The 17009-nt window shown below is 43.2% G+C and carries 17 protein-coding genes; 7 read left to right on the plus strand and 10 right to left on the minus strand.

Features of this window, described 5'->3' with window-relative positions; translation table 11 throughout:
- Positions 1-26: 26 nt before the first annotated feature.
- From MKO06_RS03575 to MKO06_RS03585, 3 genes are all read right to left on the minus strand, one after another.
- Positions 27-551, minus strand: a complete 525-nt coding sequence (locus MKO06_RS03575; protein WP_241550967.1) for a hypothetical protein — start codon at positions 549-551, stop codon at positions 27-29.
- 157 nt (positions 552-708) lie between these two features.
- Positions 709-2301: an ATP-dependent DNA ligase gene (locus MKO06_RS03580; protein ID WP_241550968.1), complete on the minus strand. Its 1593-nt coding sequence runs from the start codon at positions 2299-2301 to the stop codon at positions 709-711.
- On the minus strand, positions 2298-3320 hold the full coding sequence (locus MKO06_RS03585) for a ligase-associated DNA damage response exonuclease (protein WP_241550969.1): 1023 nt from the start codon (positions 3318-3320) through the stop codon (positions 2298-2300). The genes MKO06_RS03580 and MKO06_RS03585 overlap by 4 nt, the downstream gene beginning before the upstream one ends.
- Before the next feature lie 159 nt (positions 3321-3479).
- Between MKO06_RS03585 and MKO06_RS03590 the strand changes: the two genes are divergently transcribed.
- Positions 3480-3917, plus strand: coding sequence for a TerB family tellurite resistance protein (locus MKO06_RS03590; protein ID WP_241550970.1), 438 nt, complete (start codon positions 3480-3482; stop codon positions 3915-3917).
- Here the strand turns inward: MKO06_RS03590 and fbp are convergent.
- Positions 3884-4933 (minus strand): class 1 fructose-bisphosphatase, encoded by a 1050-nt coding sequence (fbp, locus tag MKO06_RS03595; protein ID WP_241550971.1) that lies wholly within the window; start codon positions 4931-4933, stop codon positions 3884-3886. The two genes, MKO06_RS03590 and fbp, sit on opposite strands and share 34 nt — an antisense overlap.
- Before the next feature lie 121 nt (positions 4934-5054).
- On the opposite strand from fbp, the gene MKO06_RS03600 reads away from it, so the two are divergent.
- The 6 genes from MKO06_RS03600 to MKO06_RS03625 all read left to right on the plus strand — a co-directional run bounded on the left by MKO06_RS03600 (position 5055) and on the right by MKO06_RS03625 (position 11027).
- On the plus strand, positions 5055-5381 hold the full coding sequence (locus tag MKO06_RS03600) for a DMT family transporter (protein ID WP_241550972.1): 327 nt from the start codon (positions 5055-5057) through the stop codon (positions 5379-5381).
- Between the two features lie 18 nt (positions 5382-5399).
- Positions 5400-5888, plus strand: coding sequence for a GNAT family N-acetyltransferase (locus MKO06_RS03605; RefSeq protein ID WP_241550973.1), 489 nt, complete (start codon positions 5400-5402; stop codon positions 5886-5888).
- 56 nt (positions 5889-5944) lie between these two features.
- Positions 5945-6421: a GNAT family N-acetyltransferase gene (locus MKO06_RS03610; RefSeq protein ID WP_241550974.1), complete on the plus strand. Its 477-nt coding sequence runs from the start codon at positions 5945-5947 to the stop codon at positions 6419-6421.
- Positions 6421-7671 (plus strand): aspartate kinase, encoded by a 1251-nt coding sequence (locus MKO06_RS03615; RefSeq protein WP_241551022.1) that lies wholly within the window; start codon positions 6421-6423, stop codon positions 7669-7671. The genes MKO06_RS03610 and MKO06_RS03615 overlap by 1 nt, the downstream gene beginning before the upstream one ends.
- Before the next feature lie 43 nt (positions 7672-7714).
- Positions 7715-9520, plus strand: a complete 1806-nt coding sequence (locus MKO06_RS03620; protein WP_241550975.1) for a GNAT family N-acyltransferase — start codon at positions 7715-7717, stop codon at positions 9518-9520.
- 853 nt (positions 9521-10373) lie between these two features.
- Positions 10374-11027 carry an SDR family oxidoreductase gene (locus MKO06_RS03625; protein ID WP_241550976.1) on the plus strand — a complete coding sequence of 218 codons (654 nt, stop codon included), beginning with the start codon at positions 10374-10376 and terminating at the stop codon, positions 11025-11027.
- Positions 11028-11171: 144 nt separating this feature from the next.
- Here the strand turns inward: MKO06_RS03625 and MKO06_RS03630 are convergent, their stop codons facing one another.
- The 6 genes from MKO06_RS03630 to MKO06_RS03655 form a co-directional block, all read right to left on the minus strand.
- Complete coding sequence (locus MKO06_RS03630; RefSeq protein WP_241550977.1) at positions 11172-11570, minus strand: VOC family protein; 399 nt, start codon at positions 11568-11570, stop codon at positions 11172-11174.
- A gap of 6 nt (positions 11571-11576) precedes the next feature.
- Entirely contained in the window at positions 11577-12557 is a 981-nt protein-coding gene (locus tag MKO06_RS03635) for a 2-hydroxyacid dehydrogenase (protein WP_241550978.1), read from the minus strand.
- Between the two features lie 120 nt (positions 12558-12677).
- Positions 12678-14027 (minus strand): magnesium transporter, encoded by a 1350-nt coding sequence (mgtE, locus tag MKO06_RS03640; protein ID WP_241550979.1) that lies wholly within the window; start codon positions 14025-14027, stop codon positions 12678-12680.
- Positions 14008-14829: a 16S rRNA (adenine(1518)-N(6)/adenine(1519)-N(6))-dimethyltransferase RsmA gene (gene rsmA / locus MKO06_RS03645; protein WP_241550980.1), complete on the minus strand. Its 822-nt coding sequence runs from the start codon at positions 14827-14829 to the stop codon at positions 14008-14010. The genes mgtE and rsmA overlap by 20 nt, the downstream gene beginning before the upstream one ends.
- Before the next feature lie 19 nt (positions 14830-14848).
- The gene (locus tag MKO06_RS03650) at positions 14849-15157 is read right to left on the minus strand and encodes a DUF4286 family protein (protein ID WP_241550981.1); all 309 of its coding nucleotides are present in this window, start codon (positions 15155-15157) and stop codon (positions 14849-14851) included.
- A 21-nt stretch (positions 15158-15178) separates the two neighbouring features.
- On the minus strand, positions 15179-16966 hold the full coding sequence (locus MKO06_RS03655) for a tetratricopeptide repeat protein (RefSeq protein WP_241550982.1): 1788 nt from the start codon (positions 16964-16966) through the stop codon (positions 15179-15181).
- Between the last annotated feature and the right edge of the window lie 43 nt (positions 16967-17009).

Here is a 17009-nt window from a genome sequence, read left to right on the forward strand (position 1 = left end):
GTTGAAGGTCTCTCTGGTCTTTTTAATTAAATCGTTCCATTTTCAGTTGTTGTCTTTTCTCTGGGAATGATCTTTTTTTGATCTTCAAAATAGATTCCCGGATAATGCTGTTTCAAAAACTGGTTCCTGATGGAATCCATCATTCTTACCTGTTCCCGAAAATGTTCAGACATCATTCGGTCACTAAAAAAATCCTTTTCAAAAAAATCCCTGTTCCCACGGATACTGTCATTTAAAAATGATCCCATAAAAGCCGAAGGTCCCATCTGGTATTCATTTTTAAAGAACCTGCTGAAATCCTTAAAGATCTCATCCATATCCTGCGGCTGAACAGTGTCACCATTGATCGTGCTATAGGAATACACATAGGTGGAATCATAACTGATCAGGTTCCCGTTTTCGTCATATTCCCTGTTCACTTTCCAGTTCCCTTTAGGGATATTTTCTTTTTCTACCTGGTCCTGAACAGCTGCAGTTCCTTTCGTTTCCTGGGCATCACATCCCGTAATCCCCATCATGATAAGCATCAAAACTAGAATGTTCGTTCTCATGATAATACCTATTTAAATTTCGACAGAAATTAGAAATACACTCAAAAAAAATTACAATTCAGATACCAAATTTATTCATCAGAATCTTAAATTTTTCTAAAAATCAGAGCCCTTGTTCTAGACCTCAAATGTTTTAAAAACCTGTGAGGTCTACAGCTCACGGAATAAGAGCTTTCAGATCATCCAGCGTGTTTGCTTCGTCTATCTTCTTATCAGTACGCCAGCGCATGATCCTGGGGAACCGGGTTGCCACCCCGCTCTTATGCCTTTTTGATTCGGCTATCCCTTCAAAGGCGATCTCAAAAACATGGTGTGGCGTCACACTTCTTACCGGACCAAAACGTTCCAGGGTATTCTTTTTGATCCAGGCATCAAGCTTTCTGAATTCCTTATCGGTTAAACCCGAATAGGCCTTGGCAAAAGTCACCAGCTCCTCCTTCTCTTCATCCCAAAGTCCGAAGGTATAATCGGTAAACAAATTACTTCGGCGTCCATGCCCTCGCATAGCGTAAGTAAGCACCGCATCTATGGTTAGCGGATCTACCTTCCACTTCCACCAGTCTCCTTTTTTCCTGCCAACAAGATAGGGTGAATCCAGCCTCTTTAGCATTAAGCCTTCCGATTTTACTTCCCTCGAATTCCCCCTTTCTTTGGCAGCTTCTTCCCAGTTCTCAAATCGAATGCTATGCGACAAATGCAGCGGAATTTCTTCGGTCTTTAAATCATCGTATAATTGCTCCAAGATCTGCCTTCTATCTTGAAAGGCCCTGTTCCGGATATCTTCTCCTTCCCATTCCAGGATATCATAAGCCTTTAAAATGACAGGTGTTTTAGCCAGAAGTTTTTTGGTGATATTCTTTCTTCCAATACGTGTTTGCAGGTCTTTAAAAGTTCCTATTTCACCTTTCGGAAAAGGCAAAATTTCGCCATCTATCACAGTCCCGTTTGGAACGGATTCAACAAATGCCTGGAATTCGGGATATTTATCGGTTACCAGTTCTTCACCGCGACTCCAAACGAACAGCTCATCATTCCTGATGATCACCTGGGAGCGAATTCCATCCCATTTATGCTCGGCGCTCCAATCGCTCACATCACCCAGTTCTTCCGGTTCATCTTCAATAGCATAGGCAAGATAGAACGGGTAAGGTTTCGAAAGATAATCTTCTTCATTTTCCTGCAGGATCAGCTTTTCAAAACTGATGCTGGCCGGGTCCCAGTTCCCCATCAGTTTATAAGCCAGGATATCCTCATCGATCTCGGTAGCTTTAGACAGGGCCCGGGTCATTAATTTCTGACTGACTCCAATTCGGAAGCTTCCGGTGATAAGTTTAGTGAAAACAAAGCGCTCGTAATAATTAAGATTTTGCCAGTTTTCGACCAGGTATTCCTTCTTTTTTTCTTCAGATTTAGCCTTTAATTCAATGATCTCATCAAGAAATTGGTTCAGGCTTTTTTCACTGGAGTCTTCAGAAGCCGGAATAATTAAAGCAATGGTCTCTGCCAGGTCGCCAACGATATGATAGGATTCCTCGAAAAGCCATAAGGGAATATTTGCCAGTTCTGAAGCCCATTCCCTCATCAGAGTCGTGTTCACCGGCCGCGGTGGTCTTCTATGGCTGAGAATGGCGATCGTCCATACCTTATCTTTAGGAGTAGCTTCCCTGAAATACCCGGTAAGCGCCTCCACTTTTAAGGTGGTCTTATTGGTACTGTCCAGTGTCCTAATTAATTCTGCAAAACGCTTCATGCCGATTCCTTTTCGTTTTCAGATTCCAGCTGACCGGTTTCGCCTTCGTATTGTGTTTCCTCAGTTCTTGCATCATAGCCTTGTTCCCTGAGATACCTGGAAAAAATATCGGTGTAGCCATGGGTGCAGATCACCTTCTCGCAACCCGTTTCTTTGATCGAAGTTAGCAGCCCCTGCCAGTCGCAATGATCACTCAATACGAATCCTTTATCGATCGCCCTTCTTCTACGGGCACCTCTAAAGGTCATCCATCCACTTGCCGAAGCTGTCACATAAGGCACCATTTTCCTGATCCAGGGGGATCCATGCGCACTTGGAGGCGCCAGAACTATATTCCCTCTTATCTCCTCTTTTTTGGTTTCGCGGGTGATCAGGGTGGTTTCAGGAAAATCTATAAGCTGCCTGGTAACAGCCGTCATATTTTCAATAGCACCATGAGTGTATATTTTTCCGATACTGCTATCAAGATGCTTTAAAAGACGCTGTGCTTTCCCGAGGGAATACCCGAATAAGATCGAGGTTCTATCATCTTCTCTATTTTGTTGCCACCAGGAATTGATATCATCAAAAACCTGGTTTTGCGGCATCCACTTAAAAGCGGGCAATCCAAATGTACATTCGGTAATAAACGTATCGCATTTTACCGGTTCATAAGGTACCGCCACGCCATCATCCTCGGTTTTATAATCCCCCGTAAAGACCCACACCTCTCCTTTATATTCGGCCCTTATCTGTGAGGAACCAAGAATATGACCTGCCGGGTGGAGACTGAATTTCACGCCGTTCACCAGGAAAGTTTCGTTCCACTCCTTTCCAGTAGCATTAATTTCGCCAAGCCTGTGTTTGATGATAGGAATATTGGAATGATGAGTGATATATTTTGAGTGTCCCCAGCGGGAATGATCGGCATGTCCATGGGAAATAATTGCCTTTTTTACCGGCTTCCATGGATCGAGATATACATCGGCCTGGGCACAGTAGATCCCTTTGTCATTAAATGCTAACAGCGGTTGTTCCATAATTCATTCAGAAGAATTCTGAATTTAAAGAATTGCGTTGGCCGGAAGAAAGGATTAAGAAAAGATTAGCGAATGCCTAAGCTTAATTATTTTAGAGATGCTTTGGCAGAAAAAACCTGCCTGTTTCTTTATATTTGTATAACAAACCAAATTATTAGAATGTCTTTTTCAGATTTATTCGGCTCGGGAGAGCATGTTAGAAACCTTAGTCATTTTGCTTCCATCGTGAATCTAGCCGCTGTGGATGGTGAAATAAACGAACATGAAGAAAAATTACTGAACCGCTTTGCCAGAAAACTGGATATTAGCGAAGAAGAGTATGAAAAGGTGATCGAGAACCCAAAGCTGTTCCCGCTTTCTTCCTACAACAGCATTGAAAGAAGACTGGAACGCCTTCATGACCTGTTCAGGATCATTTTCGCCGATCATGAAATCGATGATGAAGAGACCGAGCTCATTAAGCGCTACGCCATTGGCCTTGGATTTTCCAGCCAGGCTTCTGAAGGCATCATCAATAGATCTATCCAGATCTTTACCGGACAGATCAATTTTGAGGACTATCGTTATTTACTGGAAAAAGACTCTGATAAGGTCTGAGAGGTCTTCTCATTGGCATTTTTCATAAACTCTTCAGCTTTTTCAACCATTTTTCGGCTTCCGCAGAAGAATGGCACTCGCTGGTGGAGTTCAGTGGGCTTGATATCCAGAATACGGGTAAAACCATCACTGGCCTTTCCTCCCGCCTGTTCGGTCAAATAAGCCATAGGATTGCATTCATATAGCAGCCTTAATTTACCGCTATTGTTCCTGGATGATTTTGGGTAAATAAAGATACCTCCCTTGATCATATTTCGGTGAATGTCTGACACCATCGAGCCTATATATCGTGAAGTATAGGGTCTGTCACCTTCCTCTTCCTGGCAGTATTTGATATAATCCTTCACGCCCTGCGGAAAATGGATATAATTCCCTTCGTTGATCGAGTAAATTCTGCCTTCCTCAGGAAACTTCATATCTGGATGTGATAAATACCAGGAACCCAGAGCAGGGTTGAGCGTAAAACCGTTAACACCATAGCCAGTGGTGTACACAAGCATGGTAGAGGTACCGTAAATAATATACCCCGCCGCTACCTGGTTATTTCCCGGTTGCAGAAAATCTTCCAGTTGCACCGGAGTTCCAATTGGCGTTACCCTTTTATAAACCGAAAATATGGTTCCTACCGATACATTCACGTCGATATTTGAACTTCCATCCAACGGATCCATCAACACCACATATTTATTCTGGTGATCGCCTTTATGCCCCTTGATTTGTATGAAATCATCGTTTTCTTCTGAAGCAATTCCGCAAACGATCTCCCTGTTGGTTAGGGTTTGAATGAATTTGTTGTTGGCATATACATCCAGCTTCTGCTGATCTTCCCCCTGAACGTTGGTTTCGCCATAGGCCCCAATGATATCTACGAGACCCGCCTTGTTCACTTCGTGATTTACCACTTTCGCGGCAAGTCTAATAGAATTGATCAATCTTGACAGCTCTCCTGAAGATCCTGGAAAGTGGGCCTGGTTTTCGATAATGAATTCTCCAAGAGTTTGGTTTGGCTTAGGCATGGGTAAAATTTGTTTTTAGGCTGGCTAAAATATTAAAATTCTCACTTACTACAACGTTTTCGTATATAAAGTAAATCATTGTTTAGATTTGTGAAGGTAAATCAACAGCCTCAGAGAGCTTATGAACTGGATCTTACTCATCATCGCAGGATTATTCGAAGTAGCCTTTGCGGCCTGCCTGGGAAAAGCAAAAAGCGCGACAGGAAATGAAGCGATCCTGTGGTATGCAGGCTTCCTTGTTTGCCTGGCCATAAGCATGATCCTGCTCGTAAAAGTAACCAGGGAATTGCCCATTGGCACAGCCTATGCAGTTTGGACCGGGATAGGTGCGGTAGGAACTGCTTTGATAGGCATCCTGGTTTTCAATGAACCAACAGGTTTCTGGAGGTTGTTCTTTATAGGCACTTTGATCGCCTCGATCGTTGGCCTTAAATTCGTATCAAACTAGATTAATTAAAAAGCATACATGAAGATCTCAATTAGAAAAGCCCACAAAGATGATATGGGTGAAGTCCTGGAGCTTATTAATGAGCTGGCAGTTTTTGAAAAAGAACCGGATGCGGTGATCATCGATGAAAATGATCTAATTCGCGACGGATTTGGTGAGCATCCTTCTTTCCAGTGTTTTGTTGGTGAGATCGATGGAAAAATTGAAGGAATGGCGCTGGTCTATTTCAGGTATTCTACCTGGAAAGGAAAGACCGTTCACCTGGAAGACCTCATCGTTCGGGAGGCATATAGAGGCAAAGGTCTGGGTTCAGCACTATATACCGAGGTCATCAAATATGCTCACGAGGAACAGGTCAAACGCGTGGAATGGGTTGTTCTTAACTGGAATAAGGATGCCGCCGATTTTTACAGGCGCAGCGGGGCCGATGTGATGGAAGTCTGGGATACCGTACAAATGGACGAACAGGCCATGCAGCATTATCTTAAGAATAAAGGAATCCTTTAAGACCGAATTAATAGCCTTAAAAAAAGCAATCCGTATTTTTGTTAAAAATCTGAATTATGGAATATACGATCCGAGAAGCCAGAAGAGAAGACATGAGCGAGGTACTTGAGCTCATAAAAGAACTCGCTGAACACGAAAACCACCTGGAGGATGTTGAAGTTAGCATCGCCGATCTCGAAAAGGAGGGTTTCGACCATGGAAATTTTAAGTGTTTCGTTGCTGATGTGGATGGGAAGATCGAAGGTATGGCTCTGGTATATTTCCGATTCTCTACCTGGAAAGGACGAACCGTTCACCTGGAAGACCTAATTGTACGCGAAAGCATGCGCGGAACCGGATTAGGTGGAGCATTATACAAACAGGTGGTGAAATATGGTCATGATCATGGTGTTAAACGAATAGAATGGGTGGTTTCTGAAGGGAATCGAAATGCGATCGAATTCTATGAAAATACCGGTGCCGAAATAAAAGAAAGCTGGAAAACCGTTCACATGGAAGAAAGTGGCATTCAGAAAAATGTAAAGAAAAAGTGATCAAGGTATATAAGTTCGGGGGAGCATCGGTCAAAGATGCCAATGGCGTAAAAAATCTTATTAAGGTACTGAAGGAAACCGGTAGCGATAACAAACTTATCGTGGTTTCTGCCATGGGGAAAACCACCAATGCACTGGAAGTGGTCGTAAAGGATTACCTTAATTTTTCCCAGATCCCGCAAAGCCTGAACGAGGTGCGCGATTTTCACCTGGCCATCACCAGGGAACTTTTTCCTGACTCCAGTGCACCTGTTTTCAATAAACTAAACGCTCTTTTTACCGAACTGGAGAACTTCCTCGATCATAATAAATCCAACCAGTACGATTTCGTATACGACCAGATCGTTAGCTACGGCGAATTGATCTCCACCACGATCGTTAGTGAATACCTTAATTCTCTCCATTTCAATTCTACCTGGCTGGATGCGCGGGAACTTATCAAAACCGATAGCACTTATCGCGATGCCCAGGTGAACTGGCCCAAAACCCTGGACTTGATACAGGAAAAAACAGATCCGAAAAAGCTTAATATCACACAGGGATTCATCGCTTCAGACCCTAATAATTTCACCACCACACTTGGCAGGGAAGGTTCAGATTATTCGGCGGCTATACTTGCGTATTGCCTGAATGCCGAAAGTGTTACTATTTGGAAAGATGTGCCCGGTGTCCTGAACGCTGATCCGCGTTACTTCAGCAAAACCGAACTACTGAACCAGATCTCTTATGAGGAAGCGATTGAACTGGCATTTTACGGAGCTTCGGTAATTCATCCAAAAACATTACAACCGCTACAGCGAAAGGAAATTCCGTTATTCGTTCGGTCTTTTATAGACCTGGAAGGAAATGGTACCGCGGTAAGCAAGGGAAAAACCATAATTCCCGAGGTACCCTGTTTTATTGTCAAAAAAGACCAGGTTTTGATTTCCCTTTCATCCCTGGATTTCTCCTTTATGGTTGAGGAAAACATTTCAGAAATATTCAAATTGTTCCACCAGTATCAGATGAAAGTAGATCTTATTCAGAATTCTGCGATCAGCTTCCGGGTTTGTGTGGACAATAAGTTCAACCAGCTTGAAAAGCTCATTCAGCATCTAAAGGCCAGGTTCAAAGTATCCTACAAAACAGGCGTATCGCTATACACGATTCGGCACTTTAACGAACAGGCAATTAACGAACTGGAGAGAGATAAAAAGGTGCTTTTAAAACAGCTCACCCAAAATACTGTACAGCTGGTTACCGAAAACTAATTTTTGATTTCTTATTTTTGATTGAACCAAACCAATCAAAATCATGGGAATCGTTAGTGCCAGGGAAGTTGCCAATGTGATGAATCTGAAGAAATTTGGCTTCCTGGGTACCGGGATTGGATGGCTCATCCTCAAAACAACCAAGCTTTCCAGGATCAACAAGGAATACGATAAACGAAAAAACCTGAAAGGGACCGAATTTATCGAATCTATTCTCGAGGAATTCGAGATCGATTACGAGATCCCGGAAAAAGATCTCAAGAGAATCCCAAAAGAAGGACCATTTATAACGATCTCCAATCATCCGCTTGGTGGAATTGACGGGATGATCCTGATGAAAACGGTGCTTGAAAAAAGACCCGATTACAAGGTGATCGCGAACTTTCTTCTACATCGCCTGGAACCATTGAAACCCTTTATTTTACCGGTCAACCCGTTTGAAGAACACAAAGAGGCCCAATCCAGCCTTGGCGGAATGAAAAAGGCCATTGCACATCTTAAGGAAGGGAATGCCCTTGGGATCTTTCCGGCAGGCGAAGTCTCTACTTACCGTGAGCATAACCAGATCGTGGATAAACCCTGGGAAGCTTCTGCCATGAAACTGATCCAAAAATCGAAGGTTCCCGTGGTGCCAATTTATTTTCACGCCAAGAACAGCCTGTTCTTTTACCGGCTTGCCTCGATGAGCGATGTGCTTAGAACGGCAAAATTACCCAGTGAAATGCTGTCTCAAAAAAGACGCAAGATTATGGTGAGAATTGGTCATCCTATTACGGTAGAAGATCAGCAGGAACACACCAACCTGGAGGCGTATACCGCATTCTTACGTAGAAAAACCTATATGCTGGCGAACGTTTTCGAGAAGAAGAACCTGCTCGCCAAACTTCCGAGGAGGATCAAGATACCAAGGTCGCCAAAAGAGATCGCAGAAGAGACTAACCTGGAGCTTATGAAGATCGAGGTAGATAATTGCCGAAAAATGGATAAAAGGCTTCTTTTCAGTAAAAATTACGAAGTATTCCTGGCTAAAAGAGAAGTGATCCCTAACATCCTGAACGAAATTGGACGACTCCGGGAGATCACTTTTCGCGAGGTAGGTGAAGGCACGAACAAAAGCGTTGACCTGGATGCTTTTGACGAATATTACCATCACCTGTTCCTTTGGGACAGCGAAGCAGAAAAAATCGCCGGTGCCTATAGAATGGGAATGGGCAATGAGATCTTCGCCAACCATGGGATTGATGGCTTCTACCTCCAGGATCTTTTCAGGTTTGAACCGGAACTCCACAAAATGATGAGCCAGTCCATTGAGATGGGCCGGGCATTTATCATAAAGGAATACCAGCAAAAACCAATGCCACTTTTCCTTCTCTGGAAGGGAATCGTGCATTGTACGCTCAGGTTCCCAGAACATAAATTCCTTATTGGCGGGGTGACCATCAGCGATAAGTTCAGTGATTTTTCAAAATCCCTGATGATCGAATTCATGAAATCCAATTATTACGATCCATACGTCGCGCAATATGTAAGGCCGAAAAAAGAGTTCAAGGTCAAACTGGAAGATGCCGATAAGGACCTGGTTTTCGACGAAAGCGAAGCCGACCTCAACAAGTTTGATAGGATCATAGATGAACTGGAAACCGAAAATCTCCGGCTTCCCGTACTGATCAAAAAATACATCAAACAAAACGCGAAAGTGGTAGCCTTTAATGTGGACCCGCTCTTCAACGATGCGGTGGATGGATTGATGTACATCAGAATTGCAGACCTACCGGAAAGTACGGTAAAACCAGTGATGGAGGAGTTTCAAAAAGAGCTTGAAGAAAGAGCCGCTGCCAACGGAAAATAGTTTGGAGTCAGAAAGATTCAAAATTCCAGGTTTAAAATTTACGATTGTAATTATCATCCAAAGCGAGGCCATCATAATAATTCAATATTCGATGTGTCACCCTATTTGACTTCGAAGCACGACTATAACCTAGTCATGTTTTCGACATTTCAACCTCTCAGAGAACCTCAATAAGTGAATTGATTTCTCAGTCCTTCCAAAACCGAGCGTCTACCTGCCATAATTGTCTGGTCGAGCGGAGTCGAGACCTATTGAATTATGGAAGAATAATACTTAAAAGATTTCTCAGTCGTCCCGAAACTTCGGCCCTCCTTCGAAATGACATCATTTAGATCGGAGTCAGAAAATTCAAAATTCCAGATTCAATGTTCAGGATTTCAATTATCATCCAAAGCGAGGCCATCATAATAATTCGATATTCGATGTGTCACCCTATATGACTTCGAAGAACAGTTATAACCTAGTCATGTTTTCGTATTTTCGACCTCTGGGAGAAATCTCCATAAGTGAATTGATTTCTCAGTCCTTCCAAAACCGAGCATCTGCCTGCCATAATTGTCTGGTCGAGCGGAGTCGAGACCTATTAAATTACGGAAGAATAAAAGATTTCTCAATCGTCCCCTAACTTTGGCCCTCCTTCGAAATGACATGGAACAATCATTTAGATCGGAGTCGAAAAAATTCAAAATTCCAGGTTTAAAATTCAAGACTGCAATTATCATCCTGAGCGGAGTCGAAGGCTATCATTGAATCTTCATACAACCTCGTGTTAACTTATTGTTATTACACAGATCTTTCTGGAAATTCTTTTAAATCCTTTTTATCTTGTTCGGTATTAAATTTTAAAAGTATTATGGAAAATATATTGATAGCCGGTGCTACCGGACATACAGGGAAACGAGTAATCGAGATCCTGAACAACTCAGAAAGTTTTAATCCATTGGCGCTGATCAGAAAAGAAGAGCAAAGACAGCAATTTGAAGATATGGAGGTTGAGGCCGTCATGGGTGACCTGGAAGGTGATGTAAGCCATACCATGAAGGGAATAGACAAAGTGATCTTCGCGGCAGGATCTGGCAGCAGCACCGGAAAGGATAAAACCGATGCGGTAGACAGGGAAGGCGCCAAAAAACTGATAGACGCTGCCAAAAAAGCAAAGGTCAAAAAATTTGTAATGCTAAGCTCCATGGGTGCCGATGATCCTTCTAAACATGAAGACCTTCAACATTACCTTGAGGCTAAAAAAGATGCCGACGAATACCTAAGGGAGAGCGGTTTGAACTATACCATCGTTCGTCCTGGGGCGCTTACAGACGATCTTGGCCTTGCCAAGGTGAAGGTCGCCAAAGGAAGTCTGAATGAAAGAGGAGAGATCTCCAGGGATGATGTTGCCTTTATTTTGGTCATGTCACTGGCAGATCCACTGGTTAAGAATGTGACTTTTGAGGCCATTGAAGGGGAAGAATCCATTAAATCTGCCCTTATCGAAATTAGCGGATTAGGATAAAACCAAACGGAAATAATTATAAAAAAAGCCATGCAGTTCGCATGGCTTTTTTAATATTTCATCATCCTTAAAAATTTCAACTTCTAAATTTAAGATCAATAAACAAGTTCAGAATGACATTTATTGTGATCTGATTAAATTGACCTATTTATTTTGATCCAGGAATACCTGGTCCACCGGCTCCCAAAGTTCGATCTTATTGCCTTCCGGATCCATGATCCAGCCAAATTTGCCATAATCGTAGGTTTCCATTTCTCCAACAACCTGAACCCCTTCTTCCTTTAGAGTTTTCAGCAATTCTTCCAGGTTTTCAACCCTGAAGTTCATCATGAACGGCTTTTCTGAAGGTTTATAATAATCGGTATCCTCGCTCATAGGGCTCCATTGGGTGGAACAGTCGTTTCCTTCTTTATCTTTCCACCAGAAGGTACAACCATACTGATCTGTATTCAATCCTAAATGTTTATTGTACCAGTTTTTCACCTGGTCAGGATTCTTTGCCTTAAAGAAAAATCCGCCTAAACCCGTAACCCTTTTTTTCATGATCTTTTATTTTTGGTCGCCCTTGCCAAATTCGGCGATGATCTTATCGGCGATCACCGTGGCAAGGCCTCTATGGGATTCCACCGTCCATCCTGCCACGTGCGGACTTAACAGCGTATGCGGCATAAACATCAACTCTCTCAAAGCTTCCGGGATAGTATCGGCTGCGCTGATAGAGACATTCTTTTTATTCGAAAACAGGCTTTCAAACGAAGCTTTTTCGTATTCCAGTACATCCAGTCCGGCTCCAAGGATCTTTTCTTCCTTAAGTGCCTGAACCAGGTCTGCTGTTACCACGATCTTCCCTCGAGCAGTATTGATCAACCAGAATGGCTTTTTGAATTTTGAAATGAATTCGGCATTCACCATCTGGTTGGTTTCTTCGGTCCACGGAGTATGCAGGCTTACTACATCTGCCTTTTCAAAGAATTCGTCATAATCTACCTGGCGTGCATTTTCATCTCCAATTCCTTCCTGGATATCATAGAAGATCACATCTACATCAAATCCACGTAGTTTTTTTGCGAAGGCCTTACCCATATTTCCGTAGCCAATGATCCCAACGGTTTTTCCGTCAAGTTCCACTCCTCGATTCTCTTCGCGATGCCAGAGGCCTTCGCGAACTTCCTTGTCGGCCTTATTTAAGCGGTTAAACAGCGAAAGCAGCATTCCAAGGGAATGTTCACCTACGGCATTCCGGTTTCCTTCCGGGGCTGAAAAAAGCTTGATTCCCCTTTCCCGGGCATAATCCACATCAATGCTTTCTAGACCTGCTCCAACGCGGGCGATAAATTTAAGGTTGGGAGCGGCATCGATGAACTCGCGATCTATCTTATACCTGCTTCTTATGACGATCCCATCATAGAGATGCTGGTTTTGCAGGGTTTCTTCCCTGCTTTGTTCAAATCCTTCAATATTATGATGCCCTGCCTCATTCAGTTTTCTCATCAGGTCTGGATGATTCGTATCGGCATGCAGAATGATCATTTCTTTAATTTTTTGGAATTAGTATTCTATTAGTCGCTCAAATGCTTTTCATAAATCAAAAAGCAGGACCTACAAATTTAAAGAATGATTTGCAGCGAGCGAAGGAATACGGCCAGCTTTCTAAAAACCGAGGATGGTTTTGGAGAGATAAAAGAAGATGAAAATTCCACAAATATCGTTGCTGGTCGTGATAAACGGGCCTGTTGCGATCGCAGGATCAATGCCCTGTTTATCGAGAATTATCGGAACAAAAGTTCCGATAAGCGCAGCAATGATAATTACCAGCATCAGGGAAAGTGCGATGGTAAAACTTACCAATTGAGGCATCCCCACGATCAATCCGAAGATGACGACCAAAGCCCCCAAAGCAAGACCATTGATAAGGGTTAATCCAATTTCTTTAAGTAACCTGTTGAACAAACTGCCTCTCAGGTTATCGTTGGCAAGTCCCTGTACGATGATCGCACTGGACTGTACGCCCACATTTCCGGCCATCGCGGCAATAAGTGGTGTAAAAAAGAACAATTCCACATATTCTGAAAGGGCCTCATCAAAACCTTTCATCACGTAAACGGCACCAAGCCCACCAAAAAGCCCCAAAATGAGCCAGGGTAAACGGGCACGGGTAAGTTTCCAGATGCTGGCATCGGCCTCTACATCTTCAGAAATACCGGCTGCCATCTGGTAATCTTTTTCAGCCTCTTCCTTAATGAAATCTACGATATCATCAATGGTAATTCTTCCAACCAAACGGTTCATTTCGTCAACCACGGGAATGGCTTCCAGGTCATATTTCTGCATGATACGGGCGACTTCCTCCCCATCGGTATGCACGTTCACATAATCCACGCTGGGAATATAGATATCACTGATATTTGCATGACTGGGAGCCGTCAAAAGGTCTTTTAGAGAAAGTCTCCCTTTAAGTTTGTTCTTATCGTCTACCACGTAAATGGAATGAACACGAGTCACGTTTTCGGCCTGTTTGCGCATCTCGGTCATACAACCGGTTACGCTCCAGTTCTCTTTCACCCTAACCAGCTCCTTCGCCATCAAACCACCGGCAGAGTTCTCATCGTACCTGAGCAGTTCCACGATATCGTCAGCGTGCTGCTCGTCGGTCATTTCAGAGATCACATCCTGCTGAAGCTCCAGGGAAAGTTCCGAAATGATATCTGCCGCGTCATCGGTATCCATTTCGTTAAGCTCCTCGGCGATCTCCTTTGGCGAAAGGTTTTCAAGAATGCGTTCCCGCCTGTCGGCTTCCAACTCCATAAGGGCCTCGGCCGTTTGCTGACTATTCAGCAGCTTTACGATATAGGTGGCATCGTCGAGATCGAGTTCGGTTAGGATTTCGGCAATATCAGCGTGGTGCACCTCTTCAAGGTGCAGCAAAAGCTCCTCGTCGTTGCGTTGCTCAACGAGGTACTTTATTTTTTCGATTAATTCTTCACTTATCTGAAACTGCATACGGCTCAATTTTTTGTGTCAGTTCTATGAACTGCTGGAAACTGAGTTGTTCCGGCCGACTGCCAAAGATAGCATCTTCCCTCAAATTATCGGGAAGATTAAGATTTTTTAAACTATTCCGAAGGGTTTTACGTCGCTGATTAAAGCCCATTTTTACTATTCGGAAGAAAAGCTTTTCATCACAGGGAAGGCTATAATTTTCCTTCCGCGTAAGCTTAAGCACTCCCGAATCTACCTTTGGCGGCGGATTAAACACCGAAGGTGGAACGGTAAACAGGTATTCAGCTTCATAGAAGGCCTGAACCAAAACGCTTAGAATTCCGTAGGTTTTGCTACCTTCCTTTTCGCAGATTCGTTTGGCTACTTCTTTCTGGAACATCCCCGAAAATTCAGGAATTTGATCTCTTAATTCCAGAACCTTGAATACGATCTGGCTGGAAATATTATATGGAAAATTCCCGATGATGGCATATTGCTCATCACCAAAGACCTGGCTGAGATCGTATTTTAGAAAGTCCTTTTCGTGAATTCGTCCCCTTAAATGCAGGTAATTGTTTTCGAGATATGCCACGCTTTCGGTATCGATCTCGATCACATGCACTTCGGTATCCTTTTCCAGCAGGTATTTGGTAAGCACGCCCATCCCGGGGCCAATTTCAAGCACTTTATCATATCCCTGGTAAGAAAGCGTATCGGCGATCTTTTTAGCGACATTCTCATCTTTCAGGAAATGCTGACCAAGATGTTTTTTAGCCCTAACCTGTGATGGATCCTGAGCCGGATCGCTTTTTTTCTTTTTCATATACTGAAATTTTGAAGGCTTATTGTTCGGTGATCACCTCTAGCTCGGTCCTGAAGGCTACGAATTTACCCTCAAAGGATTTTGATTTAGACCTCATCTCGCCGGCATTCTCCTCGTAATAATTCTCCAGAATCTTTTTATTTTTCGCGGTATACTGAACCGAATAGGTAATCCCACCCATTGGCTCCTGGACGAGCACTTTGGTCATTAGCGCCTTGGTGAATTTCCCAGTATCCAGCATATCCGGGATATGCTCCTCCTTCATCCACTTCAGCCAGTCATCGTGAATATCTTCCTGTACGTTTATGGTAACGTTATATATGATCATGCTAAGATTTTAGATTTTTAACTATTCGATACTATCCCCGCGGAGCATCCTGTATTTTTTACGGGCTTCCACGAAATAGATACTGTCTGCAAAGTTAAAGATAATTTGCTCGTAGTAGTTTTTAGCCTTTTCAGGATCCTGAAGCTGGTTGGCATAGAGTTCAGCAAGAAAGTAAGTAGCATTATCGGCAAGGATGTCATCTCCGTAAACATTGATGATCTCCAGGTAATTTCCCTCGGCTTTTTTGAAATTCTGCTCTTCTTCATACAATTTCGCCTGGCTTAAGAGGGCTTCATCCTCGATCTTTTCGCCCTTATGATCGACCAGGATAGAGTCCAGCGCACTTATGGCTTCTGAATTTTTCTTCTGAAAGGCCAGCAGATCGGCTCTGGCATATTTCTTCAGCGCTGTTTGCGTGGAATCCTCCAGCGAATTATCGCTGATGAGCAGGCTCAGTTCCAGCGCATCGTTGGCGATTAACTGGGAAGTGGATTTTTTCAAAATATCGAGCTGGGTTTTCGCCCAATCGAAATCACCTTTAAAATAGCTCGTCTTGGCAACCTTAAAGCGGGCGTCCTGTGCGATCTCGTCGTTCTTGACCAGGTTCTGCACCTGTGAATAATAAATAAGTGCTTCATTGAATTTTTCTTCAACCACCAGCACGTCGGCCAATGCCATTTTAACCTTTGCCAGCTCGAACTGGGAAGAAGTTATTTCGGTTACTTTTTTCAACATTTCAATAGCTCCCTCGCGGTTCCCGAGTTCAAAAGCCATAAAATTAGCATAGTCGATCTGTAGCTGAAGGGTTTCAGGAGTATATCCAAACTCCTGGAGCAGATTCCTGAATTCGGTTTCGATCTCGGCATACGAATCGGGAGTACTGGTTTCCAGCTTCAGATTCAGCAAAAAATGCCTTGCCTGTAGATTGAAGGTCCGGGATGGAGATTCCTCGATCGCGTAGTCCATGATCTCCCTGGCCGCATCATAAGCCTTAGCTTCACGGGCCATCACCGCAAGGTTAAGCAAACCCTGCAGGGAGGAATTATCCCCTCTCCTGTAAATGGCGCGCTCCTGGGCGAAAGCCTTGTCATATTCATTCTGTTGAACGAACAACCAGCTAAGCATCTCGTTATATAATAAAACGGGATTTTCCTGCAGTCGCTTCAGTAACAATTTTCGGAAAATGATATTGGCTTCGGCCTGTGGATCATCGGTGATATAACGATTAAATTCCCGGTTGGCCAATCCATAAAATTTCATATCGCCTTCAATAAGATCAAGATAATTACTAAACATCTCCTCGATCTTTCCCTGTTCTCCATAGATCCTTGCAAGCTGAAGATTATAATTCCTGTCGGTATTCAGATCCATAGCCCTTTCATAAGCCTTCACAGCGTAATCCAGCAGGTTATATTGTTCAAAACTTCGGGCGATGATATAGGCATAATTTGGCCTACCTTCAATGGAGAGCAGGGCCTCATCGTATAATTGGTTAGCCCTTTCTTCATTATCCTGAAGTTCATAATTATGACCAAGTTCAACCAGCAAAGACGGGTTATTAGCTGAAGAATTCAGCCTTGAAACGATCATTTCATGGGCTTTTTCAAACTCTTCCATTTGCTGGTAAGAAGCGACCACACCATTAAAATATGCAGTATTCGAAGGATTCTCTTTATAAAGCCTTTCGTAGACCTTCAGTGCCTTCTCAAATTCGCCCTGGTCAAAGAAATTACGCGCCAGTTGCTCGGATTGAGCAAACAGCCCGCAAGTAGCTCCAATAAAGAGGATTATAAAAAGAAAACAGCGCATATGTAAATATAAACATTTGCGCTGTTTAAAATAATGATTGGCA

This window comes from Christiangramia oceanisediminis, from assembly GCF_022570735.2.
GTDB lineage: Bacteria > Bacteroidota > Bacteroidia > Flavobacteriales > Flavobacteriaceae > Christiangramia > Christiangramia oceanisediminis.

Bases quoted from the DNA above. Each gene is read 5' to 3' on its own strand.
- MKO06_RS03575 (WP_241550967.1), bottom strand. From the start codon at position 551: ATGAGAACGAACATTCTAGTTTTGATGCTTATCATGATGGGGATTACG.
- MKO06_RS03580 (WP_241550968.1), bottom strand. From the start codon at position 2,301: ATGAAGCGTTTTGCAGAATTAATTAGGACACTGGACAGTACCAATAAG.
- MKO06_RS03585 (WP_241550969.1), bottom strand. From the start codon at position 3,320: ATGGAACAACCGCTGTTAGCATTTAATGACAAAGGGATCTACTGTGCC.
- MKO06_RS03590 (WP_241550970.1), top strand. From the start codon at position 3,480: ATGTCTTTTTCAGATTTATTCGGCTCGGGAGAGCATGTTAGAAACCTT.
- fbp (WP_241550971.1), bottom strand. From the start codon at position 4,933: ATGCCTAAGCCAAACCAAACTCTTGGAGAATTCATTATCGAAAACCAG.
- MKO06_RS03600 (WP_241550972.1), top strand. From the start codon at position 5,055: ATGAACTGGATCTTACTCATCATCGCAGGATTATTCGAAGTAGCCTTT.
- MKO06_RS03605 (WP_241550973.1), top strand. From the start codon at position 5,400: ATGAAGATCTCAATTAGAAAAGCCCACAAAGATGATATGGGTGAAGTC.
- MKO06_RS03610 (WP_241550974.1), top strand. From the start codon at position 5,945: ATGGAATATACGATCCGAGAAGCCAGAAGAGAAGACATGAGCGAGGTA.
- MKO06_RS03620 (WP_241550975.1), top strand. From the start codon at position 7,715: ATGGGAATCGTTAGTGCCAGGGAAGTTGCCAATGTGATGAATCTGAAG.
- MKO06_RS03625 (WP_241550976.1), top strand. From the start codon at position 10,374: ATGGAAAATATATTGATAGCCGGTGCTACCGGACATACAGGGAAACGA.
- MKO06_RS03630 (WP_241550977.1), bottom strand. From the start codon at position 11,570: ATGAAAAAAAGGGTTACGGGTTTAGGCGGATTTTTCTTTAAGGCAAAG.
- MKO06_RS03635 (WP_241550978.1), bottom strand. From the start codon at position 12,557: ATGATCATTCTGCATGCCGATACGAATCATCCAGACCTGATGAGAAAA.
- mgtE (WP_241550979.1), bottom strand. From the start codon at position 14,027: ATGCAGTTTCAGATAAGTGAAGAATTAATCGAAAAAATAAAGTACCTC.
- rsmA (WP_241550980.1), bottom strand. From the start codon at position 14,829: ATGAAAAAGAAAAAAAGCGATCCGGCTCAGGATCCATCACAGGTTAGG.
- MKO06_RS03650 (WP_241550981.1), bottom strand. From the start codon at position 15,157: ATGATCATATATAACGTTACCATAAACGTACAGGAAGATATTCACGAT.
- MKO06_RS03655 (WP_241550982.1), bottom strand. From the start codon at position 16,966: ATGCGCTGTTTTCTTTTTATAATCCTCTTTATTGGAGCTACTTGCGGG.